This is a genomic window from Achromobacter sp. ES-001 (genome assembly GCF_019448355.1).
Classification (GTDB): domain Bacteria; phylum Pseudomonadota; class Gammaproteobacteria; order Burkholderiales; family Burkholderiaceae_B; genus Achromobacter; species Achromobacter spanius_B.
This window is the reverse complement of the sequence record NZ_CP079940.1, coordinates 969,262-992,832: the sequence shown is the minus strand read 5'-3', so window position 1 is coordinate 992,832 and position 23,571 is coordinate 969,262. Positions and strand designations below refer to the sequence as shown.

Here is a 23,571-nt window from a genome sequence, read left to right as displayed (position 1 = left end):
ACCATGGCCAAATACCGCGACAACCCCGACGCCATCCGCGCCCTGGTGCGCGACACGGAAGTACACAAGGACCTGTTCATCGACCAGGAATTATTCGACCTGGAAATGGAACGCCTGTACGCCAACACCTGGGTCTACGTCGGCCACGACAGCCAGGTGCCCAACAACGGCGACTACATCACCACCACCGTCGGCAACCAGCCCGTGGTGATGGTGCGCCACAGCGACAAGACCGTGCGCGTGCTGCACAACCGCTGCCCGCACAAAGGCACGATGGTGGCTGGCGACGCCTGCGGCAACACCGGCAAGTTCTTTCGCTGTCCGTACCACGCCTGGACATTCAAGACGGACGGCAGCCTGCTGTCGATCCCCCTGAAGAAAGGCTACGAGAACACCGGCCTGGAAAACTGCGAAGCCAGCCAGGGCATGGCCGCCGTCAAAGACGTCAAGAACCATCGCGGCTTTGTGTTCTGCCGCCTGAATCCGGAAGGCCAGTCGTTCGAGGATTTCTTCGGCGATTCCTTGTCCACGCTGGACAACATGGTGGACCGCTCGCCCGAGGGCCGGTTGGAAGTGGCCGGTGGCGTGCTGCGCTACATGCACCGCTGCAACTGGAAGATGCTGGTCGATAACCAGACCGATACCTGCCACCCGATGGTGGCGCACGAATCGTCGGCGGGCACGGCGGTAAAAGTCTGGGAGCAGGCGCCGGAAGGCACGCCCAAGCCGATGGCGGTGGAACTGTTCGCGCCCTTTATCTCGCCGTACGAGTTCTTTGAAAACATGGGCATTCGCGTCTGGGAAAACGGCCACGGGCACACCGGCGTGTCGGACTCGATCCACGCGTCGTACTCCGGCGTGCCGGGCTATTGGGAATCCATGGTGGCCGCCTACGGCGAGGAACGCGCCAAACAGATCCTGGGCGACGTGCGCCACAACACCGTGTACTTCCCCAACATCATGGTGAAGGGCCCGATCCAGACGCTGCGCATCTTCAAGCCCCTTGCCGCCGACCGCACGCTGGTGGAATCGTGGACGTTCCGCCTGGTCGGCGCGCCCGACCTGCTGCTGGAGCGCACGCTGATGTACAACCGGCTGATCAACGCGCCCACCTCCGTTGTCGGCCATGACGACCTGGAAATGTACGAACGCGCCCAAGACGGCCTGAATTCCCGCGCGCGCGACTGGGTCAATGTGGGCCGGCTGTATACGCCCGACGAAGCCGGCCAGAAGAACGTCACCACCAACGGCACCAACGAATGGCAGATGCGCAACCAATACCGCGCATGGGGCCGCTACATGACCGGATCGGAGTCGGTATGAGCGCAAGCGACCGCGAGTTGATCGACTTTGTCTACGCCGAAGCGCGCCTGCTGGACGAGCTGCGCTTCGAAGACTGGCTGAACCTGTACACCGAAGACGGCTACTACTGGATGCCGCTGGCGCACGGCCAGACGGACCCGAAGCTGCACGCGTCCCTGATGTACGAAGACAAGCTGCTGCTGCGCGTGCGCGTGGAGCGCTTGGCGGGCCAGCGCACGTTTTCGCAGCAGCCTAAAAGCCGCTGCCATCACCTGCTGCAAGCGCCCACCGTCGAACACGGCCACCCCGACGCCGCGCCTGAAGAAGGCCGCCATGTGGTGCGTACCGCCTTTCACTATGTTGAAACGCGCCAGGACTTGCAGACGCTGTACGCCGGCTGGGCCACGCACCACCTGGTGGAACAGGACGGCGCGCTGCGCATCCGTTTGAAGCGCGTTGACCTGGTCAACTGCGACGCCGCCTTCGGCAACATCCAACTGTTCATGTAGGAGCGGCTTGTGAGCACCACCGTCCACCAGGCATTTGTCGACACCGCTTCGCGCTACCGCGCGCAGCCCTTCCTGTGCATCCTGCCGGAAACGGCCCAGGTCTATGGCATAGACGCCGGCGAACTGTCGTATGGCCGCGCGGCCGACGCCATCGAAACGCTGCGCGCCGCCTATGCGGCGGCGGGCTACGGCCACGGCCACCGCGTGGGGCTGCTGCTGGAAAATCGCCCCGCCTTCTTCCTGCATTGGTTCGCCTTGAACGCGCTGGGCGTGTCGGTGGTGCCGATCAACCCGGACCTGCGCGCGGCCGAACTCGAATACCTGACCGGCCATTCCGAGATCGCCCTGGCCGTTGCCCTGCCCACCCGCCACGCCGATTTGCTGGCCGCCGCCGAACGCGCGGGCCGCCCCTTGCGTGTGATGGGCCCCGACGATGCACCGCCGCCCGCGCCCTTCACCGCGCCGCTGGCCGACACCGCGCCTACCGAGCTGACGGAATGCGCCCTGCTGTACACGTCCGGCACGACCGGCCGCCCCAAGGGTTGCATCCTGCCCAACCGCTATTTCCTGCACGCGGGCGGCTGGTATGCGCGCATCGGCGGGCTGGCAACGCTGCGCCCCGGCCAGGAACGCATGCTGACGCCGCTGCCGCTGGTGCACATGAACGCCATGGCGTATTCCGCCATGGCCATGGTGCTGACCGGCGGCTGCCTGATTCCGCTAGACCGCTTCCACCCCAAGACGTGGTGGGACAGCGTGCGCGAGGCCGGCGCCACCGTGCTGCATTACCTGGGCGTGATGCCCGCCATACTGATGAAGGCGCCGCCGTCCGACCGCGACCTGCAACCCGCCATCCGCTTCGGCTTTGGCGCGGGCGTGGACCGCAAGCTGCATGCGCCGTTTGAAGCGCGCTTCGGCTTTCCCTTGCTGGAAGCCTGGGCCATGACCGAAACCGGCGCGGGCGCCGTCATCATCGCCAACCACGAACCGCGCCACGTCGGCACCAGCAGCTTTGGCCGCGAAGAAGACGACGTGCAGGTGCGCATCGTGACGGACGCGGGCCAGCCCGCCGCCGTGGGCGAACACGGCGAACTGCTGGTGCGGCACGCCGGCGACGACCCGCGCTACGGCTTCTTCGCCGGCTACCTGAAAGACGAGGCCGCCACCGACGATGCCTGGCAAGACGGCTGGTTCCATACGGGCGACATCGTGCGCCGCGAAGCCGACGGCGCGCTGCGCTTCGTGGATCGCAAGAAAAACGTGATCCGCCGCAGCGGCGAAAACATCTCGGCCGTGGAAGTGGAAAGCGTGCTGATGCAGCATCCGCTGGTCAAGGCGGTGGCCGTGGCCGCCGTGCCCGACCCGGTGCGCGGCGACGAAGTGCTGGCCTGCGTCGTGCCCGAAGCCCTGCCCGCCGACGACGCCGCCATGGCCGAGGCCGCGCGCGATATCGTGCAGTGGTGCCTGCAACAGCTGGCCTATTACAAAGCGCCCGGCTATGTGGCCTTTGTGGACAGCCTGCCGCTGACCACCACCAACAAGATCCAGCGCGGCGAAATGAAAACGCTGGCGCCGACCTTGCCCGGCACGGCGCGCTGCATCGACACCAACGCCATGAAAAAGCGCCAGGCGCCCGACCGCCAGGAGTCTGCCCAATGAGCCGCCTGGGCTATGACGGCATCGTGGCGGCCCTTCCCGTCACCATCCCGTACGAACGTTATTCCACGCATGCCGCCCACTGGTGGCTGGGCCGCACGCTGGGCGCGCTGATCCGGCAATCCGGCGTGGCCAAGCAGGACGTGGACGGCCTGTGCGTGTCCAGCTTCACGCTGGCGCCGGACACCGCCGTCGGCCTGGTCCAGCACCTGGGCATGAGCCCGCGCTGGCTGGACCACATCCCCATGGGCGGCGCCAGCGGCGTGGCCGCGCTGCGCCGCGCGGCCCGCGCGGTGCAGGCGGGCGACGCGAACATCGTCGCCTGCATCGCGGGCGACACCAACCACGTGGACTCGTTTCGCAATACCGTCAGCCAGTTCTCGCGCTTTGCGCAAGACGCCGTCTACCCCTATGGCGCGGGCGGCCCCAACGCCAGCTTCGCGCTGCTGACGGCGCATTACATGCGCACCACCGGCGCCACGCGCGAGGATTTCGGCAAGCTGTGCGTGGCGCAGCGCGACAACGCCTTGCGCTACCCGCACGCGCTGATGAAAAAGCCGCTGAGCCTGCAACAGTATCTGGACGCGCGCGTCATTACCGACCCCATCCATCTGTTCGACTGCGTGATGCCCTGCGCGGGCGCCGACGCCTTCCTCGTCATGCGTGAAGACCAGGCCCGCGCCTTGAACCTGCCCTATGCCCGCATCCTGTCCACCATCGAACGCCACAACGCCTGGATCGAAGACCCCATCCAGACGCGCGGCGGCTGGACCATGGACGTGGACGAACTGTACGGCCAGGCCAACGCCACGCCGGCCGACATGGACTTCCTGCAAGCCTATGACGACTACCCCGTCATCAACCTGATGCAGATCGAAGACCTGGGCTTTTGCAACAAGGGCGACGCGCCGGAATTCGTCCGCGCCCACACCTTCACCGTGGACGGCAGCTTCCCCTTCAACACCAACGGCGGCCAGCTGTCGGTGGGTCAGGCGGGCGCGGCGGGCGGCTACCTGGGCATGGTCGAAGCGCTGCGCCAATTGACCGGCACGGCGGGCGGCACGCAAGTGGCCGACGCGCGCGTTGGCATGGTCAGCGGTTTCGGCATGATCAATTACGACCGCGGCCTGTGCACCGCCGCGGCCATCCTGGCAAGGAGCGACGCATGACCGAGCCGCTAGCCAAGCCGCCCCGGAAGAATCCGGTTGCGCGCACCCGCCAGCCCACCTTGCCGCCCGGCTCGCGCAGCCGCGCGGCGCTGGGCCTGACGGCCGCCGCTGCCGAAGGCCGCTTCGATTTGCAGACCTGCGCCGATTGCGGCGCGGTGCAGTATCCGCCGCGCGAAGTCTGCGGCCACTGCCTGTCCGAACACCTGCCCTGGCGTCCTGCCGACCCCAACGGCACGTTGCTGGTCAGCACCACGCTGCATCACAGCAACGACCTGTACTTCCGCGAACGCCTGCCGTGGCGCGTGGGCACGGTGGTGATGGACGCCGGCCCCTCCGTCGTGGCGCACGTGCACCAGGACTGCGCCGACGGCGCCCGCGTGCGGCTGGCGCTGAAGCTGGACCGCAGCGGCCAAGCCGTGATGATCGCCCTGCCTGAAAGGAATACGCCCAACATGGAAGACGACAAGACCCTGCGCGAGACCTCGTGCGACCCGAAGTTCCGCCGCGCGCTGGTCACCGACGGCAAGTCGGCGGTGGGCCAGGCCGTGGCGCGGGCCTTGCTGGACGCGGGCTGCCCCACGGTGTTCCTGGGCGATGCGCAGGCATGGAAGCGCGACGCCGCCTTTGACGCGCTGGTTGCCGACCCGCGCGTGCAGTCGGTTGCCCTGGACGTGACGGATTCCGATTCCGTCGACCGCCTGGCGGCGTCCATCGGCGGCAAGGTGGAAATCCTGGTGAACACGGCCGATCTGGAACGCGAAGGCGGCCTGCTCCATCGCAAGGACGTAAACACCGCGCGCGACGCCATGGACGTGAACGTGCTGGGGCTGATGCGCCTGGCCCAAAGTTTCGGCCCTGCCCTGTGCAGCCGCGCCGCCGACGGCGTCAACAACGCCACCGCCTGGGTCAACGTGCTGTCCATCTACGCGCACATGAACCTGCCGTCGCGCGGCATGTGGTCGGCATCGAAGGCCGCCGCCTTGTCGCTGACGCAATGCCTGCGCGCGGAAATGCGCGGCGCCGGCGTGCGGGTGGTGAACGTGTTTCCCGGCCCCGTCGACCACGAATGGGAACAGCACACGCCGCCGCCGCGCGTGGCCCCCGCCGCCATCGCCGCCGCCATCGTGCGCGCGCTGAAGGACGGCGTGGAAGACGTGTATGTGGGCGACGTGGCGCAGGAATTCCGCGCACGCCTGGCCGACAACCCCAAGGGGCTGGAACGCGAGCTGGGCGCCTGACCGCGCCCGCCACGCCACTGCCCAAGACAACACCCCAGATTCCCTCCGGCGCATCGCGCAAGCGACGCGCCCACCCCCAGGAGCCGCAGCATGAGCCAGAACATTCTTGCCCAATTCATGACGGAACTTGTCACCGGCCGCATCGGCCTGGTGGACTTGACCGAGACGCTGACGCCGGAATTTCCCACCATCGTCCTGCCGCCGGAATTCGGCCAGGCGTGGCCGTTCCGCATGGAAGAAATCTCGCGCTATGACGAGCGCGGCCCGGCTTGGTATTGGAACAATTTTTCGTGTTCCGAGCACACGGGCACGCACTTCGACGCGCCCGCCCACTGGGTATCGGGCAAGGACCAGCCCGACAACACGGTCGACACGATTCCCATCGACGCCTTCATCGCCAGCGCGTGCGTGATCGACTGTTCCGCCGAGGCCCGCGACAACCCCGACTTTCTGCTGACCATCGACTTCGTCAAGGCCTGGGAGGAAAAGCACGGCCGCATCCCCGCGCGGTCGTGGGTGCTGATGCGCACCGATTGGTCCAAGCGCGCCAAGCCCGTCGAATACCTGAACATGCAGGAAGACGGCGCGCATTCGCCCGGCCCGGACGCCGACGTGGTGCCGTGGCTGATCAAGGAACGCGATGTGCACGGCTTCGGCACGGAATCGGTGGGCACCGACGCCGGCCAGGCTCATCACTTGAACCCGCCCTACCCCTGCCACTACTACATGCACGGCAATAACCGCTACGGCTTGCAGTGCCTGACCAACCTGGACCAGTTGCCGCCCACCGGCGCCGTGATTTTCTCGGCCCCGCTGAAGATCCGCAGCGGCTCGGGCAGCCCGCTGCGCGTGCTGGCGCTGGCGCCCCGCGCCTGAGCCCCGCCGGACCTGGCCTATACGGCAACCCAACCAAGGACACGCATGACACAACAATACGTAGCGCTGGTCACCGGCGGCAGCGCCGGCATAGGCGCCGAGATCTGCCGCAGCATGCTGGACGCCGGCTATGAAGTGATTTCAATGGCGCGCCGCGCGGCGGACTTTACGCACCCGCGTCTGCACAACATGCAGGTGGACTTGCTGGATGCGGACGCCACCGCGCAGGCCGGCCAGGAGGCCGCGTCCCGCTTTCCGATCAGCCACGTTATCCACAACGCGGGCGTGATCTGGCCCAACTTGCTGCCGCAAGTCACGCAGGAAGAACTGCACGGCCTGACGCAGATTCACCTGGGCGCCGCGATCAGCCTGGTGCAGGCGGCGCTGCCCGGCATGCAGGAACGCCATTTCGGCCGCATCGTGATGATGTCGTCCCGTGGCGCGCTGGGCCTGCCCACGCGCACCGCCTATTCGGCCACCAAGGCCGGCATGGTGGGCATGGCGCGCACCTGGTCGCTGGAACTGGCGCCCCATGGCATCACGGTGAACGTGGTGGCCCCCGGCCCGATCCAGACGGACATGTTCTACGAAGTGATCAAACCCGGCAGCGAACGGGAAAAGCAGCTGGCCAACGGCATTCCGGTCAAGCGCCTGGGCCGCTCCGACGACGTGGCGCGCGCGGTGATGTTCTTTGCCGACCCCGCCAACAGCTTCGTAACCGGCCAGACGCTGTTCGTCTGCGGCGGCGCCAGCGTCAGTTCCATCACCATCTAGCGGACGTTGCGCCATGCATGCTTCGGGTTTTGACGGATAGGTAAGCACCAAGAGCCCGTCTACAGTGCTGATCCTTGCAGGTTAGAAATTTTAAGCAACAAGTAATTCTCGCGATTCCCAAGATTTTCGCTGTTCCCGTTTTCTCCGCTTTTCAGCTGCACCCCCACCCTGCTCCCTATCCGGAGGTTTTGCCATGCTGTCGAAGAAACTCCCCCTGGCCGCGGCCGCCGCCGTTGCTGCCCTGTTCGCGCTGCCCGCGTTGGCGCAAATGAAAGTGGGCGTCGTCACGTCTTCCACCGGCCCGACCGCACTGGTCGGCATTCCGCAGAAGAACACCGTGCCGCTGCTGCCCAAGAAAATCGGCGACCTGACCGTGGAATATGTCTCGCTGGACGACGCCAGCGATTCCACCAACTCGGTGACGGCGTTCAAGAAGCTGATTTCGGAACAGAACGTGGACGCGTTGATCGGCCCGTCGGGTTCGCCCAACGCCATGGGCGTGATCCAGTTCGCCGCCGAGGCCGGCGTGCCGATGCTGGCGCCGGTGGGCACGGCGGCCGTGGTGCTGCCCATGAACGAGCAGAAGAAGTGGGTGTTCAAGACCACGCAGAACGACGACATCATCGCGCGCGCGCTGGTCGACCACATGGCCAAGACCGGCATCAAGACGGTGGGCTTCATCGGCCTGAACGATCCGTATGGCGAGAATTGGTACAAGGTTTTCTCGGGCCTGGCCACCGAGAAAGGCATCAAGATCATTGCCAACGAGCGCTATCTGCGCTTTGACAGCTCGGTCACGGGCCAAGCCTTGAAGATCCTGGCCGCCAAGCCGGACGCCGTGCTGGTGGCCGCCCCCGGCGCCGCCAGCGTGCTGCCGCAGACGACGCTGTTCGATCAGGGCTACAAGGGTAAGTTCTACCAGACCCACGGCGCGGCGCTGCCCGACTTCCTGAAACTGGGCGGCAAGAAGGTTGAAGGCACGGTGCTGGCCGCCAGCCTGATGCTGGTGCTGCCGGAAATGCCGGACAGCAACCCGTCCAAGAAAGTCGCCACCGACTACATCGCCGCGTACGAAAAGCTGAACGGTTCCAAGCCCGCCACCTTCGGCGCCAACGTCTACGACGCCGGGCTGCTGCTGGAAAAGGCCGTGCCGATTGCCGAGAAGGCCGGCAAGCCGGGCACCAAGGAATTCCGCAGCGCCTTGCGCGACGCGCTGGAACAGACCAAGGAGCTGGTGGGCACGCAAGGCGTCTACAACATGAGCGCCGCCGACCACAGCGGTTTCGATGATCGCGGCCGCGAGCTCATCACCGTCAAGGACGGCAACTGGACGCTGGTGAAGTAACGGCTTGGACCTTTTCGCATGAATGCTCAGATCGCCTTGATACTCGGGCAGGACGGCATCACCAACGGCGCGATCTATGCGTTGTTGGCGTTGTCGATCCTGCTGGTCTTTACCGTTACCCGCGTGCTGTTCATCCCCCAGGGCGAGTTCGTCGCCTTCGGCGCGCTGACCATGGCGGCCATCCAGGCCGGCAAGCCCGTGCTGCTGGTGTGGCTGCTGCTGGCCTTCGCGCTGGCTGAAGCCGTGGCCGACCTGATGGCGCGGGCCAAGCGCCCGGGCCGCTCGCGCGGGCTTTGGCGCATCGCGGCCAAGGCGATCTACCCGCTGATCCTGGCGGGGCTGTTGTACCAACTGCCGCTGGCGCAGCTGCCGATGGCCGTGCAGGCGTTGTTGACGCTGCTGCTGGTGGTGCCGATGGGGCCGCAGCTGTATCGGCTGTTCTATCAGCCGATTGCCTCGGCGTCCACGCTGGTGCTGCTGATCGTGTCCATTGCCGTGCACCTGGCGCTGGTGGGCCTGGGCCTGCTGGCGTTCGGCGCCGAGGGCGCGCGCACCGCGCCTTTTTCCGACGCCAGCCTGGCGCTGGGTCCCATCAACGTCAATAGCCAGGCGCTTTGGGTGGTGGCGGTGTCGGCGGTGCTGATCGTGGTGCTGTACCAGTTCTTTGAACGGTCGATGTACGGCAAGGCGCTGCGCGCCGCGGCGTTCAACCGGCTGGGCGCGCGGCTGATGGGCATTTCGCCCATCTTCGCCGGGCGCGCCACGTTTTTTCTTGCCGCATTGATCGGCACGGTGTCGGGCATACTCATCGCCCCCATCACCACCATGTATTTCGATTCCGGCTTCATGGTCAGCCTGAAGGGCTTCGTGGGCGCCATCATCGGCGGCCTGGTCAGCTACCCCTTGGCGGCGGCCGGCGCGGTGCTGGTCGGGCTGATCGAAGCGTTCTCGTCGTTCTGGGCCAGCGCGTACAAGGAAATCATCGTGTTCACGCTGATCATTCCCGTGCTGCTCTGGCGCTCGTTGAAAAGCCATCACGTCGAGGAAGAAGACGAATGAACCCCCGCATCATCCTCGTCGCGTTCCTGGCGCTGCTGGCGCTGGGGCCGCTGGCCCTGCCGCCGTTCTATATCACGCTGCTGAACTACATCGGCCTGTACGCGCTGGTAGCGCTGGGCCTGGTGCTGCTGACCGGCGTGGGCGGCCTGACCAGCTTCGGCCAGGCGGCCTTCGTGGGCGTGGGCGCCTACACCACGGCGCTGCTGACCACCCGCGCCGACACGCTGCCGTCGTGGCTGGCCTGGCTGGGCGCATCGCCCTGGTTGACGCTGCTGGCCGGCTTGTTGCTGACGCTGGTCATCGCCTACCTGCTGGGCGCGATCACGCTGAAGCTGTCGGGCCACTTTCTGCCGCTGGGCACCATCGCCTGGGGCCTGTCGCTGTACTTTGCGTTCGGCTCGGTGGAAGGGTTGGGCGGCCATACCGGCATCCCAGACATCCCGGCCATCAACCTGTTCGGCTGGACGCTGAACCAGGGCGGCAGCATCTATTACCTGATCTGGGCGTTTCTGATGGTGGCCGTCTGGTCCACGCAGAACCTCCTGGATTCGCGCGAAGGCCGCGCCATCCGCGCGCTCAAGGGCGGCCGCGTGATGGCCGAATCCATGGGCGTGAACACGGCGCGCTCGCGCATGGTGATCTTCATCATCGCGGCCTTGCAGGCCTGCGCGTCCGGCTGGCTGTACGCGCACATGCAGCGCTTTGTGAACCCGAATCCGTTCGGCCTGCAAATGGGTATCGAATATCTGTTCATGACGGTGATCGGCGGCGCGGGCCAGGTCTGGGGCGCGCTGGTGGGCGCCGGCGTGTTTACGGTGGCCAAGCAATGGTTGCAAGACTGGTTGCCCAAGGTGTTGGGGCAGACGGGCAACTTTGAAGTCATCGTGTTCGGCTTCGGCATGGTGCTGTTGCTGCACCGCGCCCGCAGCGGCCTGTGGCCGGTGCTGACGCGCTGGATCCGCGTGAAGAAAGCGGTGCGCCGCGTGGACATGAACGCCGAGCCCCTGCCGCGCAAGCCCATGCCGGCGCGCGGCGAGGTGGTGTTGAAGGCGGTGGACGTGACGCGCAAGTTCGGCGGCCTGGTCGCCAACAACGCCATGAACCTGGAGATACGCGCCGGTGAGATCCTGGCGTTGATCGGCCCCAACGGCGCGGGCAAGAGCACGATGTTCAACCAGATTTCGGGCGTGGACACGCCCACCTCGGGCCAGGTCACGCTGCTGGGGCAATCGGTGGCGGGCGCCGGTGCGCGCAAGATCGCGCGCCTGGGTTTGTCTCGCACGTTCCAGCATGTGCGCCTGTTGGGCCGCATGAGCGTGCTGGAAAACGTGGCGATCGGCGCGCACCTGCGCGGCCATCGTGGCGTGCTGCCGGCCGCCTGGCGCCTGGACCGGGCCGAGGAAGCGCGCCTGCTGGCCGAGGCCGCGCGGCAGGTCGAACGCGTGGGGCTGGGCAAGCACCTGCACGACGAAGCCGGATCGCTGGCCTTGGGGCAACAGCGCATTCTGGAAATCGCGCGGGCGCTGGCGTCGGACCCTTGCATCCTGCTGCTGGACGAGCCGGCGGCGGGGCTGCGCTATCAGGAAAAATGCGAACTGGCCGAGCTGCTGAAGAAGCTGCGTTCGGAAGGCATGGCCATCTTGCTGGTCGAGCACGACATGGATTTCGTGATGGGCTTGGTGGATCGCGTGGTGGTCATGGACTTCGGCGAAAAAATCGCCGAGGGCTTGCCGGCCGAGATCCAGCACAACCCCGCGGTGCTTGAGGCCTATCTGGGCGGAGTGGAATGATGAGCACGAATCTGCTGGAAGTGCGCGACTTGCGCGTGGCGTACGACAAGGTCGAAGCGGTCTCGGGCGTGAGCCTGACGGTGGGCGAAGGCCAGATCGTGACCGTGATCGGCCCCAACGGCGCGGGCAAGACCACCTTGCTGTCGGCCATCATGGGCGTGCTGCCCTCCACGGGCCAGATCGTGTTCGGCGGGAAACCGCAGGAGCATGCCGAGATCGAGGAAATGGTGGCGGCCGGGATGAACCTGGTGCCCGAAAAGCGCGAGCTGTTTTCTGAAATGACGGTGCACGACAACCTGATGCTGGGCGGCTTCCACCGTTTTCGCACGGGCTTGCGCGACCAGGACAAAACGCTGGCGGAAGTTTACGAGCTGTTCCCGCGACTGAAGGAACGCCATGCGCAACTGGCCGGCACGCTGTCGGGTGGTGAACGCCAGATGCTGGCCGTGGGACGCGCGTTGATGGCCAAGCCGCGCCTGCTGATGCTGGACGAACCCAGCCTGGGGCTGGCGCCGCGCATCGTGCGTGAAGTGTTCAAGATCGTGGCGCGGCTGCGCGAGATGGGCGTGTCGATCCTGCTGATCGAACAGAACGCCCGCGCGGCGCTGCAAGTGGCCGACTACGCCTACGTGCTGGAAACGGGCGCCGTCACGCTGGAAGGGCCTGCCGCCGAGGTGGCGGTGGACCCGCGCGTGGTCGAGGTGTATTTGGGCCTGGGGCATGGCGCGTCCGCGCCTGCCGCGCCCGCCGTCCCCTCGGCGGTCTAGGCCACGCCGCGCCGCCGATCCCGCCGGTACAGCGCATAGCCCACCGGCCACATCGCCGCGACCATGAAGGTTGCCATGGGGTTGGTCAGCCGATAGGCGCCCACTGCCGTGGGCACGCCCGAATGCTTCAGGTGCAGCCGAAAGCGCGTGTAGCGCGCGGCCGCCATGATGAATTCGCGCGGGCGGTAGCGGAAGAATTCCAGATGATGTTGCAGCATGTCCCAGGCCAGCAGGTACAGGCCCTGGGCGTTGTTGCTGACCGACACCGCACCTTGGGACAAGCCGCCCGGGGTGTCGTGGTACGTGCGCACCACGCGGTTGATGAAGCGGCTGAGATAGCCCGCGCGCGCAATCGCCCACCACACCAGGCTTTCCGGCACGAAGCCGGCCACGTCTTCCGGAAAGGGATATTTGCGCAGGATGTCGGTGCGCATACAGCCGAACTTCTCGCCCTTGATGCGATAGCGGAAGTACACGTCCACGGCGGTGCTGTCGAACACGTCTTGCGGATAGCGGTCGCCGACGATGCTGCCGTCGGGCCGCGCGCACAGCCCGGTCACGGCCACATAGGAATCGCGGCGCGCGGGCGGGATGGCTTCCCAGGCTTCCTTGAAGATGGCCAGTGCGTCGGGCGGCATCTCGTCGTCGCTGTCCAGGCCGACGATCATCTGGCCGTTGGCTTCGCGCACGCCCCGATTGAAGGCGGTTTTCTTGTGCTGGTTGTTCTGCCAGATGTAGCGGATGGGAAAATCCGCGCGCGTCTGCCAGTCCAGGATGGATTCGTGGGTGTTGTCGGTGGAGCCGTCGTCCACCACGACCCATTCGAAGTCCCTGAATGTCTGCCGGGAAAGCGATTCGTACACCCGGTGCAGCGTACCCGCCCGGTTGTAGGTGGGCGTTAGAACGGTGAAAAACGTTGGTGTATCGGTCATGCCTGCTATGCCCCTTTGCGATCTCCGTGCCACCGCTGCGGTCTTGGTCTGTCTGTTTTCGCCTGAAGTGTAGGGGATATGCCAACGTGAACCGATGCCACGGCATTCAAATTTGCAATCAAATCTGTCAACCCATGCGATTTTTAGGCAATATCGCGCAGCTGTGGCGCGGCGTTGGCGGATTTATCGCGATCTTTTGACCAAGCGCTGCGGTGCGCGAGTGGCGTAAACTCGTGCGGCCAAATCCGGAACGCCTATGGAAGCTTCGACCGTCCAGCTCAATGACATTGCCTTGTTTGTAGAGGTCGCCAAGCGCAAGAGCTTCAGCATGGCCGCGCGCGCGCTGGACATGCCTACGTCCACGCTGTCGCGGCGTATCAACGAACTGGAACGCGCGATCGGCCTGCGGCTGATCAACCGCAACACCCGGCGGCTGGACCTGACCGAAGCGGGCGCCGCCTACATGCGCCGCTGCCAGGGCCTGATCGACGAGGCCCGGCTGGCGCACGAGCAGTTGCTGTCGCTGTCCGGCGGCCCGTCGGGCAACCTGCGGGTGTCGATGCCGTACAGCCTGGCGATGTGGCTGCTGCCCGAAACCATCAAGGACTTCACCGACCAGTACCCCGACGTCGAATGCGAATTTGACCTGAGCATGATGACGGCGTCCGACGCGCAAGGCACGCCGTTTGACGTGGTGCTGCGGTTTGGCCGCGATGGGGATATTTCGCCGACGACGCTGGACGTCGGCCATGGCAACGGGAACGGTAACGGCAATGGCGGCGACGCCGGCCGCCCGGTTGGCGCCGTGGTGCAGGAGCTGGTGTCCCTGGACAACTACCTGTATGCGTCCGAGCGCTACCTGCAACGCCATGGCGAACCCCGGACACCGGGCGAATTGACGCAACACCAGTGCCTGCGAACCACGATCGACGACGCGCATTCGCACTGGACGCTGCACGACGGCACGGTCAGCGAAGTGGTGCCGGTCAGCGGCCATCTGGCGGCCAACAACATGAGCATCGCGGGCACGCTTGCCGGCCTGGACCTGGCCATCACCCGCATGCCCAACTGCCTGGCGCTGGACCCGATCATCAAGCGCAACTCGCTGCGCCGCGTGCTGCCGGGCTGGTCAGTGGACCCGATCTCGATCTACGCGGTGTACCCGTCAAGCATCCAACCGGCCAAGACGCGCGCGTTCATGGATTTCATCAAGCCCAAGCTTGGCCCGGCCCCGGCATAAAAAAATCCCCGCAAGGCACGAAGCCCTGCGGGGATTTTTCAGATCCAGAACGTCGATTAGACGCGCTTGATCTTTTCCAGCATCTTGAAAACACCCTTGGGCGACTTGACGAACAAGCGCTTGAAGGCCTTGCCCAGGCAACGGCGTTCCAGGGTGTTACGACGCACGCGTTTGCGTTCAGCCATGTTGATTCTCCTGTTGAATTTGCGGAAAAAAGTCACCGCACAACCGGATATCAGGCTGGCGGAAAAAATTCGGATAACTTGGCATTTTAGCCTGAAATTTCCTGCCGACGCCAATGGCGGGTATTTGGGGCGCATGGCGGCGCGACGGGGACCCGTCCCTGAATTGATCCAGGCGGCATTGACCGCCTCCGCCCCCGCTCCCGGGCTCCCTCGCCCCAGGCCTACTTCGACCCCGCGGCGCCCTGCCCCGCCAGCAACGCCAGGCGTTCCCGAACCTGTTCGGCACGCGGCAGCGGGTCCACCGCGCCATAGCCCAGGGTGGACAGCGCCGCCGCCGCGTTGGCATAGCGCACGGCCTCTTCCCAGCTGTCGCCCTGGCAGCGCCGGGCCAGCAAGCTGCCGGCAAAGCAGTCGCCCGCCCCGGTGGCGTCCACGGCGTCCACGCGCAGGGCGGCCATCGGCGTGCGTGTCTTGCCGTCGTCGATGATGGAACCGTCCTTGCCCAGTTTCAGCACGACCACGCCTGCGGCGCCGCCGTCGCGGATCCAGTCCAGCGTACGTTCGGGGTCGTCATTGCCGGTCAGGTGCTGCATGTCGTCCATGCTGGGCAGGAACAGATCGGCCTGCCGCATCGTTTCGCGCAGGATGGCGCGGGCGCGGTCCACGGGCCACAAGCGCAGGCGCAAGTTGGAATCCAGGCTGATCTGGGTGCCCGCCGCCCTGGCCCGTTGCATGGCGGCAAACACCGTGTCGCAGGCGCTGGTGCTGATTGCCATGCTGATGCCCGACACATGCAGGAAGCGGCTGCGTTCGATCAGCCCGCTGTCCAGCAGGGCCGGCGTCATCAGGCTGGCGGCTGAGCCCCGGCGCAGGTAGCTGAACGCATGGCCGTCGGGCCCATGCTGCACGAAATACAGGCCCGTGTGCGCGTCGTCGTCGCGCTGCACGCCGGACGTGTCCACGCCTTCTGCCTGCCACAGGTCCAGGAACTGCGCGCCGAAGGCGTCGTTGCCCACCCGGGTCAGATAGGCGCAGCGCGCGCCTTGCCGGGCCGCCGCGATGGCTGCGTTGGAGGTATCGCCGCCAAAGCCTTGCAGGTATTGAAGCTGGCCCTTGTGGGTCTGGTTCAGTTCGATCAGCGGCTCGCCCAGCGCGACGATGTCGAAGTCCACGTCAGCCATGGGACGCCTCCAGGGTGCGAGTGATCTGCGCGACCAGAGCCGCCGTATCGCGCGCGGCGAAGGCGGCCTTGTCATAAAGGTTGCTGCCGATGCCGACCAAGCCGGCCCCGGCCGCGAAATACGCGCCCATGTTTTCCTGCGTGACGCCGCCCGTGGGGCAGAAGATGGTGTCGGGAAACACGGATTTCAGGGCGGCCAGGTGCTTGGGGCCGCCGGTATCCGCCGGAAAAACCTTCACCACATCCACGCCCGCGCGCCGCGCGGCCAGTACTTCGGTGGGGGTAAAGGCGCCCAACAGGCACAGGGCGTCGGCGGCATGGGCCATGTCGACGATATCGGTGGCCAGGCCCGGCGACACCAGGAAATCGGCGCCCGCCACCAGCGCCTCGCGCGCCTGGGTTTCGTCCAGCACGGTGCCCACGCCCAGCAGCAGGCTGGGACCGTGCTTGTCGCGCAGCGCGCGCACCAGGTCGGTCACGCCGGGAATCGTCCAGGTCAATTCCAGGGTGCGGCAACCGGCCGCCACCGCCACTTCGGCGGCATAGGCGGCGGTGGCGGCGTCGGTATAGCGCAGCACGGGCACGACCCGGGCCGCCAGCAAGGCGGATAGCTTGGACGCGAGGGGAGCGGATGCGGTCATGGGATTCCTCTGAGGCTGACGGTCAGGCGCCGCCGGTGGACACCGGCAACACGGCAAGTTTGGCCACGGCGGCATCGCGCAGCCGCAGCAAGGGGTCGATATAAGCGGTTTGGGGATCGTCCTGGCGCCGGAACAGCAGCGTGCTGACGCTAACGCCCGCCACCGGCCGGCCGGCCGCGTCGCACAGCGCCACGCCATAGCAGACGATACCGGCTTCATTTTCTTCGTCGTCCATGGCGTAGCCCCGGCCTCGGGCTTCGTCCAGCACGGCGCGCAGCGCCGGCAAGCTGGTGACGGTGCCCGGCATGCGCGCCGGCAGGGGCAGCCCGCGCAGCAGCTGTTCGCGGGCCGCCTCGTCCAGCGCGGCAAGATAGGCCTTGCCCACCGCGCTGGAATGCAGCGCCACGGACGCGCCCACGCGCGACACCATGCGGACGGGCCCGGGGCTTTCCAGTTTGTCGATATAGATCATTTCGTGGCCCGCCGGCACGGCCAGATGGACCGTTTCGCCGGTGGCATCGCGCAGGGCTTGCAGGTCGGGCGCCAGGGCGGCGCGCAGGTCGAACCGCGACCACGCCCGGCTGGCCAGCGATATCAGCCGCGTGCCCAGCCGATAGGCGCCGCCCGTTTCGGCCACCATGCCCTGCTCGGCCAGGGCCGCCACGATACGGTAGACGGTGGGGCGGGGATAGCCGCAAACGCGCGCCAGCGCGGCGGCCGTGGGCGGCTCTGGCGCATCGGCAACGGCTTGCAGCACGGCCATGAATTTCCCGAACGCGGCAGCGCCCGCGACCTTGGTTTCCGACAAGAACGTCCCCAGATAAGACCCATGCGCCGTCCTGGGACGGCACATGGAACGGCGTAGACCTTCAACCCAGAAATTCGAAGAAGTCCTAAGAACGCCACAGATTCGAAATGCAGGCAGCGCGGATTTCAGACGAATCTGCGATACTGTTTATTTGTACAGCTAGACCGCCTGGTGGTGTCCACAGTGTGGACAACCGCATCACAATATAGGCAATTATTCCATATCGCCGCGCTTGGAACCAGCGATGGGTTATCGCTCGGGCAGGCGGCTTCCTCAGGCTACGATACCGTCCATGAGCTCCCAAATCCGCATCGTTGGCGCACGCCAGAACAACCTTAAAAACCTGGACCTGACCCTCGCCACCGGCGAATTGGTCGTTGTGACCGGCGTGTCGGGGTCCGGCAAAAGTTCGCTGGCTTTCGACACCCTGTACGCCGAGGGCCAACGGCGCTACGTGGAAACCTTCTCGCCCTACGCGCGCCAGTTCCTGGACCGCATGGACAAGCCCCAGGTAGACCGCATCGAGGGCATTTTGCCCGCAATCGCCATCGATCAGACCAACCCGGTGCGCAGCTCGCGCAGCACGGTCGGCACGATGACCGAACTGAACGACCACCTGAAACTGCTGTTTGCGCGCGGCGCGCGGCTGTACTGCCGGGGCTGCGGCAAGCTGGTCCGGCGCGACACGCCCGAATCCGTCTATCACTCGCTGGCCGAACGCGCCGCCGTGGCCGGCGACCCGCGCCTGGTGGTGACTTTTCCCATTGCCGTGCCCGCCAACTTCACCGAAGACGAAGTGCGCGGCTTTCTTGAGCAGCAGGGCTACACCCGCGTGCACGCCGAAGAAACGGCGGTGCCGCGCGCCACCGTGGCCAAGCCGGCCAAAGGCGCCAAGAAGGGCAAGGCCGCCAAGGACGCCGGCGAAGAACGCCGCATCCTGCACGTTATCCAAGACCGCTTCCGCTTCGCCGGCACCGAACGCGAACGCGTGATGGAAGCGCTGGACACGGCACTGCGCATGGGCGCCGGGCACCTGGCCGTCTACGTCATGAACGCCGAGGGTGAAAACGCGGACATCTGGAAATACAGCGACCGCCTGCACTGCGCCGACTGCAACATCGAATACACCGACCCGCTGCCCAGCAGCTTCTCGTTCAATTCCCCGCTGGGCGCCTGCGAGGCGTGCCGGGGCTTTGGCCGCGTGATCGGCATCGACTTCGGCCTGGTCATCCCCGACGAAAACAAGACCCTGATGGAAGGCGCCATCAAGCCCTGGACCACGCCGTCCTACAAGGAATGCCAGGACGAGCTGCAAAAGTACGCCCCCCGCGCGGGCGTGCCGCTGGGCGTGCCCTGGAAAAGCCTTAGCGAAGAACACAAGCACTGGGTGCTGTACGGCACGCCCGACTGGAAGGGCGGCAACGATGCCTGGAAGCACCAGTGGTACGGCGTGCAGCGCTTTTTCGACTGGCTGGAAACCAAGGCGTACAAGATGCACGTGCGCGTGCTGCTGTCCAAGTACCGCAGCTACACGCCCTGCCCCACCTGCAACGGCGCGCGCCTGAAACCGGATGCGCTGCTGTGGCGCCTGGGCACCAAGGAAGAAGCCGACACCGTGCTGCCGCCCGAAGACGGCCGCTATCAACGCTTCATGCCGGTCGCCGCCAACTGGTCGCGCGATCAGCTGAACAACATCGGCGGCCTGTCGATCCATGACGTGATGCTGTTGCCCATCGAACGGGTACGGCGCTTCTTTGACGGGCTGTCTTTCTCGGGCGCGCTGGATGCAGCCACCGACCTCTTGATGACCGAGGTGCGCGCGCGCCTGAAGTTCCTGTGCGACGTGGGCCTGGGCTACCTGACGCTGGACCGCCAGAGCCGCACGCTGTCGGGCGGCGAAGTGCAGCGCATCAACCTGACCACCGCGCTGGGCACCTCGCTGGTGAACACGCTGTTCGTGCTGGACGAGCCGTCCATCGGCCTGCACCCGCGCGACATGCACCGCGTGGTCGAAGTCATGCACCGCTTGCGCAACGCCGGCAACACGCTGGTGGTGGTGGAACACGACCCGCAGGTCATGGTGGCCGCCGATCGCATCATCGACATCGGCCCCGGCCCCGGCGAACGCGGCGGCTACATCGTTTTTGACGGCACGCCCAAGCAACTGCGCGCGGCCGACACGCTGACGGGCAACTACCTGGGCGGACGCCAGCGCGTGGAAGCCCCGCGCCCCATGCCGGTGGCAGCCAACACGCCGCGCCTGCTGCTCGAAGGCGTCAACGCGCACAATCTGAAAAACGTGTCCGTCGAACTGCCGCTGGGTCGGCTGGTCTGCGTGACCGGCGTGTCCGGTTCGGGCAAATCCACGCTGGTGCAAGACGTGCTGTACCCCGCGCTGCTGAAGCAAAAGGGCAAGCCGTCGGAAACGCCCGGCGCGTTCGACCGCCTGTTGGGCGCCGAGCAGATCGCCGACGTGGTCATGGTGGACCAGACGCCCATCGGCAAGACGGCGCGGTCCAACCCCGCCAGCTACGTGGGGGCCTTTGACGCCATCCGCAAGCTGTTTGCCCAGGCCCCGCTCGCGCGCGAACGCGCCTACACGGCCGGCACGTTCAGCTTCAACGGTGGCGACGGCCGCTGCCCCACCTGCGGCGGCACCGGCTTCGAGCACGTCGAAATGCAGTTCCTGTCCGACGTCTACCTGCGTTGCCCCGACTGCGACGGCAAGCGTTTCCGCCCCGAAGTGCTGGAAGTGCGTGTCGAACACCTGGGCAAAAGCGCGTCCATCGACGAAGTGCTGGCCATGACGGTCAGCGAAGCGCTGGACTTCTTCAAGGGCCTGCGCGACGTGCAGACCGGCCTGGCGCCGCTGGCCGACGTGGGCCTGGAATACGTGCGCCTGGGGCAACCCGTGCCCACGCTGTCCGGTGGCGAGGCGCAGCGCCTGAAGCTGGCCGGCCACCTGGCCGAAGCCGCGCGCAGCGGCATTTCCACCGCCAAGGTTGCCAAGAAGGGCAGCCTGTTCCTGTTCGACGAGCCCACCACCGGCCTGCACTTTGACGACGTGGCACGTCTGATGCGCGCGTTCCGCAAGCTGCTGGCCGCCGGCCACACGCTGCTGGTCATCGAACACAATCTGGACGTGATCCGCGCGGCCGACTGGCTGATCGACCTGGGCCCCGAAGGCGGCGACGCCGGCGGCCTGCTGATCGGCGTGGGCACCCCGCAAGACCTGATGGACAACCCCAAGTCGCATACCGGCGCGGCGCTGCGTGACTACGAAGTCAGCATCCTGCCGGCCGACGTGGTGGTCACCAGCGACATCGACGCGCAGGAAGTCGAGCAAGCCGGCCTGACCGCGCGCATCGCCGAGCCCACCGCCGTCTACAACGGCGCGGACGTGGCCACCGATGCCGCCGGCCCCGGCGCCGGCGAAGGCACGCCATTGCAGTCCGTGATGCGCGCGCGTCGCCAAGGCAACATGGCCATCGAGATCCGCAACGCGCGCGAGCACAACCTGAAGAACATCAGCGTTGAAATCCCGCACGATAAATTCACCGTGATCACGGGCGTGTCGGGCTCGGGCAAGTCGACGCTGGCGTTCGACATCCTGTTCAACGAAGGCCAGCGCCGCTACCTGGAATCGCTGAACGCCTACGCCCGCGCCATCGTGCAGCCGGCCGGCAAGCCCGACGTGGACGCCATCTTCGGCATTCCGCCCACCGTGGCCATCGAACAGCGCACCAGCCGTGGCGGGCGCAAGTCCACCGTGGCCACGATGACGGAAATCCACCATTTCCTGCGCCTGCTCTATGTGAAGCTGGGCACGCAGTACTGCCCGGATTGCAACGTGGCCGTTGAACCGCAGAACACGGACCAGATCGTGGCGCGCCTGCTGCGCGACCACAAGGGCGTGCACATCGGGCTGCTGGCCCCGCTGGTCACCGCGCGCAAGGGTTATTACACGGACCTTGCCAAGTGGGCCGGTTCGAAGGGCCATTCGCACCTGCGCGTGGACGGCGAGTTCATCCCCGTGGCCCCGTGGCCGCGTCTGGACCGCTACAAGGAACACACCATCGAACTGCCCGTGGCGGACGTGGTGGTGGATCCGGCCAACGAGGCCGACCTGCGCGCCGCCGTCAAAAGCGCGCTGGAAAACGGCCAGGGCGTGATGTCGGTGGTATGGCCGGTGAACAAGCTGCACGAAGCGCTGAACAGCGAATTGCAGCAGCAGCATTTTTCGGTCAAGCGCGCGTGCCCCTCTTGCGGCACCAGCTTCCCGGAACCCGATCCGCGCCTGTTCTCGTACAACTCCAAGCATGGCTGGTGCACGGGCTGCTACGGCACGGGCCTGCAATTGCAGGGCTTTGACGAAGAGCAGACGGGCGAGGAAACCGCCTGGAACGCCTGGTACGAAGGCGAGGCCAAGGCGTGCACGCAGTGCGACGGGCAGCGCCTGAACCGCGTGGCGCGCGCCGTGCGCTGGCGCGACAAGTCCATTGCCGAACTGGCGTCGCTGCCGGTGTCCGACGCGCACACCTTCTTTACCGGACTGGTGGCGCGTGGCCGCGAAGGCGAGATCGCCCGCGACATCCTGACCGAAATTCGCGGCCGCCTGAACTTCATGCAGGAAGTGGGCCTGAACTACCTGGCGCTGGACCGCGCCGCGCCCACGCTGTCCGGCGGCGAAGCGCAGCGCATCCGCCTGGCCGCGCAGCTGGGTTCCAACCTGCAAGGTGTTTGCTACGTGCTGGACGAGCCCACCATCGGCCTGCATCCGCGTGACAACCGCATCCTGCTGGACGCGCTGGCGCGCCTGGAAGGCAACGGCAACACGCTGGTGGTGGTGGAACATGACGACGACACCATCCGCCGCGCCTCGCACGTGATCGACATCGGACCCGGCGCGGGCATCCGTGGCGGTCGGGTCGTGGCGCAAGGCACCGTGGAAGACGTCATGAACGCGCCGGAATCCATCACCGGCCGCTACCTGAAGACGCCGCTGGCGCATCCGCTGCAAGGCCGCCGTCCGGTGGAAGCGGACACACCCATGATCGAAATCCGAGGCGCGCGCCTGCATAACCTGCGCAGCGTGGACGCCAAGATTCCGGTGGGCCGGCTGAGCGTGGTGACCGGGGTGTCCGGGTCCGGCAAATCCACGCTGGCGCGCGAAGTGCTGCTGGACAACCTGACGCAAGCCGTGTCGCAGGGCAAGGCCCCGGGCTGGGCGGGCTGCGAAAGCATCAAGGGCTGGGAAGCCATCGACCGCGTACTGGAAGTGGACCAGACCCCCATCGGCAAGACGCCGCGCTCGTGCCCGGCCACCTATGTGGGCTTCTGGGACGACGTGCGCAAGCAGTTCGCCGACACCCGCGAAGCCCGCATGCGCGGCTGGACGGCGGCGCGCTTCTCGTTCAACACCGGCGATGGCCGCTGCCCCATTTGCGAAGGCCAGGGCATGCGCACCATCGAAATGAACTTCCTGCCCGACGTCAAAGTGCCGTGCGACGCCTGCAACGGCGCGCGCTTCAACAGCGACACGCTCAGCGTGCAGATGCGCGGCAAGAACGCCGGCGAGCTGCTGTCCATGGAAGTGGACGACGCCATCGGCTACTTTGCCGCGCACCCGAAGATCCATCGCCCGCTGCAATTGATGCAGGACGTGGGCCTGGGTTATTTGACGCTGGGCCAGCCGTCGCCCACGCTGTCGGGCGGCGAGGCCCAGCGCATCAAGCTGGTGACCGAGCTATCCAAGGCGCGCCTGACCGACGGGCTGATCAAGACCGGCCGCGCCTCGCGCATCCCGCACACGCTGTACGTGCTGGACGAGCCCACGGTGGGCCTGTCGATGGCCGACGTTGAAAAGTTGATCCACGTGCTGCATCGCCTGGTGGAAGCCGGCAATACGGTGGTCGTGATCGAGCATAATCTGGACGTCATCGCCGAAGCCGACTGGCTGCTGGACCTGGGCCCCGAAGGCGGCACGGGTGGCGGGCAGCTGGTTGCCGAAGGCTCGCCGGAACATGTGATGACCCTGGCCGACCATTCCCACACGGGACGCGTCCTGACGGAATTCCTGGCTCATCAACATCCGTAGCAA

18 protein-coding genes are annotated in these 23,571 nt (G+C 66.3%); 13 read left to right on the top strand and 5 right to left on the bottom strand.

What is annotated here, in order from left to right; genetic code table 11:
* The first annotated feature begins 3 nt into the window (after positions 1 to 3).
* The 11 genes from KYT87_RS04300 to KYT87_RS04250 all read left to right on the top strand — a co-directional run bounded on the left by KYT87_RS04300 (position 4) and on the right by KYT87_RS04250 (position 12,485).
* Positions 4 to 1,323 (top strand): aromatic ring-hydroxylating dioxygenase subunit alpha, encoded by a 1,320-nt coding sequence (locus KYT87_RS04300; RefSeq protein ID WP_046803509.1) that lies wholly within the window; start codon positions 4 to 6, stop codon positions 1,321 to 1,323.
* Positions 1,320 to 1,811, top strand: a complete 492-nt coding sequence (locus tag KYT87_RS04295; protein WP_046803510.1) for an aromatic-ring-hydroxylating dioxygenase subunit beta — start codon at positions 1,320 to 1,322, stop codon at positions 1,809 to 1,811. Before KYT87_RS04300 ends, KYT87_RS04295 begins: the two co-directional genes overlap by 4 nt.
* A gap of 9 nt (positions 1,812 to 1,820) precedes the next feature.
* Positions 1,821 to 3,470, top strand: coding sequence for an AMP-binding protein (locus KYT87_RS04290; RefSeq protein WP_219991758.1), 1,650 nt, complete (start codon positions 1,821 to 1,823; stop codon positions 3,468 to 3,470).
* The gene (locus tag KYT87_RS04285; protein ID WP_219991757.1) at positions 3,467 to 4,636 is read left to right on the top strand and encodes a thiolase family protein; all 1,170 of its coding nucleotides are present in this window, start codon (positions 3,467 to 3,469) and stop codon (positions 4,634 to 4,636) included. Before KYT87_RS04290 ends, KYT87_RS04285 begins: the two co-directional genes overlap by 4 nt.
* Complete coding sequence (locus tag KYT87_RS04280) at positions 4,633 to 5,874, top strand: SDR family NAD(P)-dependent oxidoreductase (RefSeq protein WP_219991756.1); 1,242 nt, start codon at positions 4,633 to 4,635, stop codon at positions 5,872 to 5,874. The genes KYT87_RS04285 and KYT87_RS04280 overlap by 4 nt, the downstream gene beginning before the upstream one ends.
* Before the next feature lie 90 nt (positions 5,875 to 5,964).
* Positions 5,965 to 6,750, top strand: coding sequence for a cyclase family protein (locus KYT87_RS04275; protein ID WP_046803514.1), 786 nt, complete (start codon positions 5,965 to 5,967; stop codon positions 6,748 to 6,750).
* A gap of 45 nt (positions 6,751 to 6,795) precedes the next feature.
* Complete coding sequence (locus KYT87_RS04270; RefSeq protein ID WP_219991755.1) at positions 6,796 to 7,524, top strand: SDR family NAD(P)-dependent oxidoreductase; 729 nt, start codon at positions 6,796 to 6,798, stop codon at positions 7,522 to 7,524.
* 193 nt (positions 7,525 to 7,717) lie between these two features.
* A complete protein-coding gene (locus KYT87_RS04265) occupies positions 7,718 to 8,869 on the top strand; it encodes an ABC transporter substrate-binding protein (protein ID WP_046803516.1) in 1,152 nt (383 codons plus the stop codon).
* Positions 8,870 to 8,887: 18 nt separating this feature from the next.
* A complete protein-coding gene (locus KYT87_RS04260; protein WP_046803517.1) occupies positions 8,888 to 9,928 on the top strand; it encodes a branched-chain amino acid ABC transporter permease in 1,041 nt (346 codons plus the stop codon).
* Positions 9,925 to 11,718, top strand: coding sequence for an ATP-binding cassette domain-containing protein (locus KYT87_RS04255; protein WP_219991754.1), 1,794 nt, complete (start codon positions 9,925 to 9,927; stop codon positions 11,716 to 11,718). Before KYT87_RS04260 ends, KYT87_RS04255 begins: the two co-directional genes overlap by 4 nt.
* On the top strand, positions 11,718 to 12,485 hold the full coding sequence (locus KYT87_RS04250; protein WP_219991753.1) for an ABC transporter ATP-binding protein: 768 nt from the start codon (positions 11,718 to 11,720) through the stop codon (positions 12,483 to 12,485). The genes KYT87_RS04255 and KYT87_RS04250 overlap by 1 nt, the downstream gene beginning before the upstream one ends.
* Here the strand turns inward: KYT87_RS04250 and KYT87_RS04245 are convergent.
* Positions 12,482 to 13,417, bottom strand: a complete 936-nt coding sequence (locus KYT87_RS04245; protein ID WP_046803520.1) for a glycosyltransferase family A protein — start codon at positions 13,415 to 13,417, stop codon at positions 12,482 to 12,484. The two genes, KYT87_RS04250 and KYT87_RS04245, sit on opposite strands and share 4 nt — an antisense overlap.
* Before the next feature lie 256 nt (positions 13,418 to 13,673).
* Here KYT87_RS04245 and KYT87_RS04240 point away from each other — a divergent pair, with 256 nt between their 5' ends.
* Positions 13,674 to 14,657: a LysR family transcriptional regulator gene (locus KYT87_RS04240; RefSeq protein ID WP_120153971.1), complete on the top strand. Its 984-nt coding sequence runs from the start codon at positions 13,674 to 13,676 to the stop codon at positions 14,655 to 14,657.
* 56 nt (positions 14,658 to 14,713) lie between these two features.
* On the opposite strand, the gene KYT87_RS29705 is transcribed toward KYT87_RS04240, so the two are convergent.
* The 4 genes from KYT87_RS29705 to KYT87_RS04225 form a co-directional block, all read right to left on the bottom strand.
* Positions 14,714 to 14,842 carry a hypothetical protein gene (locus KYT87_RS29705; RefSeq protein WP_006226408.1) on the bottom strand — a complete coding sequence of 43 codons (129 nt, stop codon included), beginning with the start codon at positions 14,840 to 14,842 and terminating at the stop codon, positions 14,714 to 14,716.
* A 221-nt stretch (positions 14,843 to 15,063) separates the two neighbouring features.
* On the bottom strand, positions 15,064 to 16,023 hold the full coding sequence (locus tag KYT87_RS04235; protein ID WP_046803522.1) for a sugar kinase: 960 nt from the start codon (positions 16,021 to 16,023) through the stop codon (positions 15,064 to 15,066).
* Positions 16,016 to 16,663, bottom strand: coding sequence for a bifunctional 4-hydroxy-2-oxoglutarate aldolase/2-dehydro-3-deoxy-phosphogluconate aldolase (locus KYT87_RS04230; protein WP_104143510.1), 648 nt, complete (start codon positions 16,661 to 16,663; stop codon positions 16,016 to 16,018). Before KYT87_RS04230 ends, KYT87_RS04235 begins: the two co-directional genes overlap by 8 nt.
* A gap of 22 nt (positions 16,664 to 16,685) precedes the next feature.
* Positions 16,686 to 17,471: an IclR family transcriptional regulator gene (locus tag KYT87_RS04225; RefSeq protein WP_120153967.1), complete on the bottom strand. Its 786-nt coding sequence runs from the start codon at positions 17,469 to 17,471 to the stop codon at positions 16,686 to 16,688.
* A 292-nt stretch (positions 17,472 to 17,763) separates the two neighbouring features.
* Between KYT87_RS04225 and uvrA the strand changes: the two genes are divergently transcribed.
* A complete protein-coding gene (gene uvrA / locus KYT87_RS04220) occupies positions 17,764 to 23,568 on the top strand; it encodes an excinuclease ABC subunit UvrA (RefSeq protein ID WP_219991752.1) in 5,805 nt (1,934 codons plus the stop codon).
* Positions 23,569 to 23,571 lie beyond the last annotated feature (3 nt).

Excerpts from the sequence above, each read along its gene's own strand:
- KYT87_RS04265 (WP_046803516.1), top strand. The coding sequence starts at position 7,718 with ATGCTGTCGAAGAAACTCCCCCTGGCCGCGGCCGCCGCCGTTGCTGCC.
- KYT87_RS04245 (WP_046803520.1), bottom strand. The coding sequence starts at position 13,417 with ATGACCGATACACCAACGTTTTTCACCGTTCTAACGCCCACCTACAAC.
- KYT87_RS04275 (WP_046803514.1), top strand. The coding sequence starts at position 5,965 with ATGAGCCAGAACATTCTTGCCCAATTCATGACGGAACTTGTCACCGGC.
- KYT87_RS04230 (WP_104143510.1), bottom strand. The coding sequence starts at position 16,663 with ATGACCGCATCCGCTCCCCTCGCGTCCAAGCTATCCGCCTTGCTGGCG.
- KYT87_RS04255 (WP_219991754.1), top strand. The coding sequence starts at position 9,925 with ATGAACCCCCGCATCATCCTCGTCGCGTTCCTGGCGCTGCTGGCGCTG.
- KYT87_RS04270 (WP_219991755.1), top strand. The coding sequence starts at position 6,796 with ATGACACAACAATACGTAGCGCTGGTCACCGGCGGCAGCGCCGGCATA.
- KYT87_RS04280 (WP_219991756.1), top strand. The coding sequence starts at position 4,633 with ATGACCGAGCCGCTAGCCAAGCCGCCCCGGAAGAATCCGGTTGCGCGC.
- uvrA (WP_219991752.1), top strand. The coding sequence starts at position 17,764 with ATGAGCTCCCAAATCCGCATCGTTGGCGCACGCCAGAACAACCTTAAA.
- KYT87_RS04235 (WP_046803522.1), bottom strand. The coding sequence starts at position 16,023 with ATGGCTGACGTGGACTTCGACATCGTCGCGCTGGGCGAGCCGCTGATC.
- KYT87_RS04260 (WP_046803517.1), top strand. The coding sequence starts at position 8,888 with ATGAATGCTCAGATCGCCTTGATACTCGGGCAGGACGGCATCACCAAC.
- KYT87_RS04285 (WP_219991757.1), top strand. The coding sequence starts at position 3,467 with ATGAGCCGCCTGGGCTATGACGGCATCGTGGCGGCCCTTCCCGTCACC.
- KYT87_RS29705 (WP_006226408.1), bottom strand. The coding sequence starts at position 14,842 with ATGGCTGAACGCAAACGCGTGCGTCGTAACACCCTGGAACGCCGTTGC.
- KYT87_RS04300 (WP_046803509.1), top strand. The coding sequence starts at position 4 with ATGGCCAAATACCGCGACAACCCCGACGCCATCCGCGCCCTGGTGCGC.
- KYT87_RS04240 (WP_120153971.1), top strand. The coding sequence starts at position 13,674 with ATGGAAGCTTCGACCGTCCAGCTCAATGACATTGCCTTGTTTGTAGAG.
- KYT87_RS04250 (WP_219991753.1), top strand. The coding sequence starts at position 11,718 with ATGAGCACGAATCTGCTGGAAGTGCGCGACTTGCGCGTGGCGTACGAC.
- KYT87_RS04295 (WP_046803510.1), top strand. The coding sequence starts at position 1,320 with ATGAGCGCAAGCGACCGCGAGTTGATCGACTTTGTCTACGCCGAAGCG.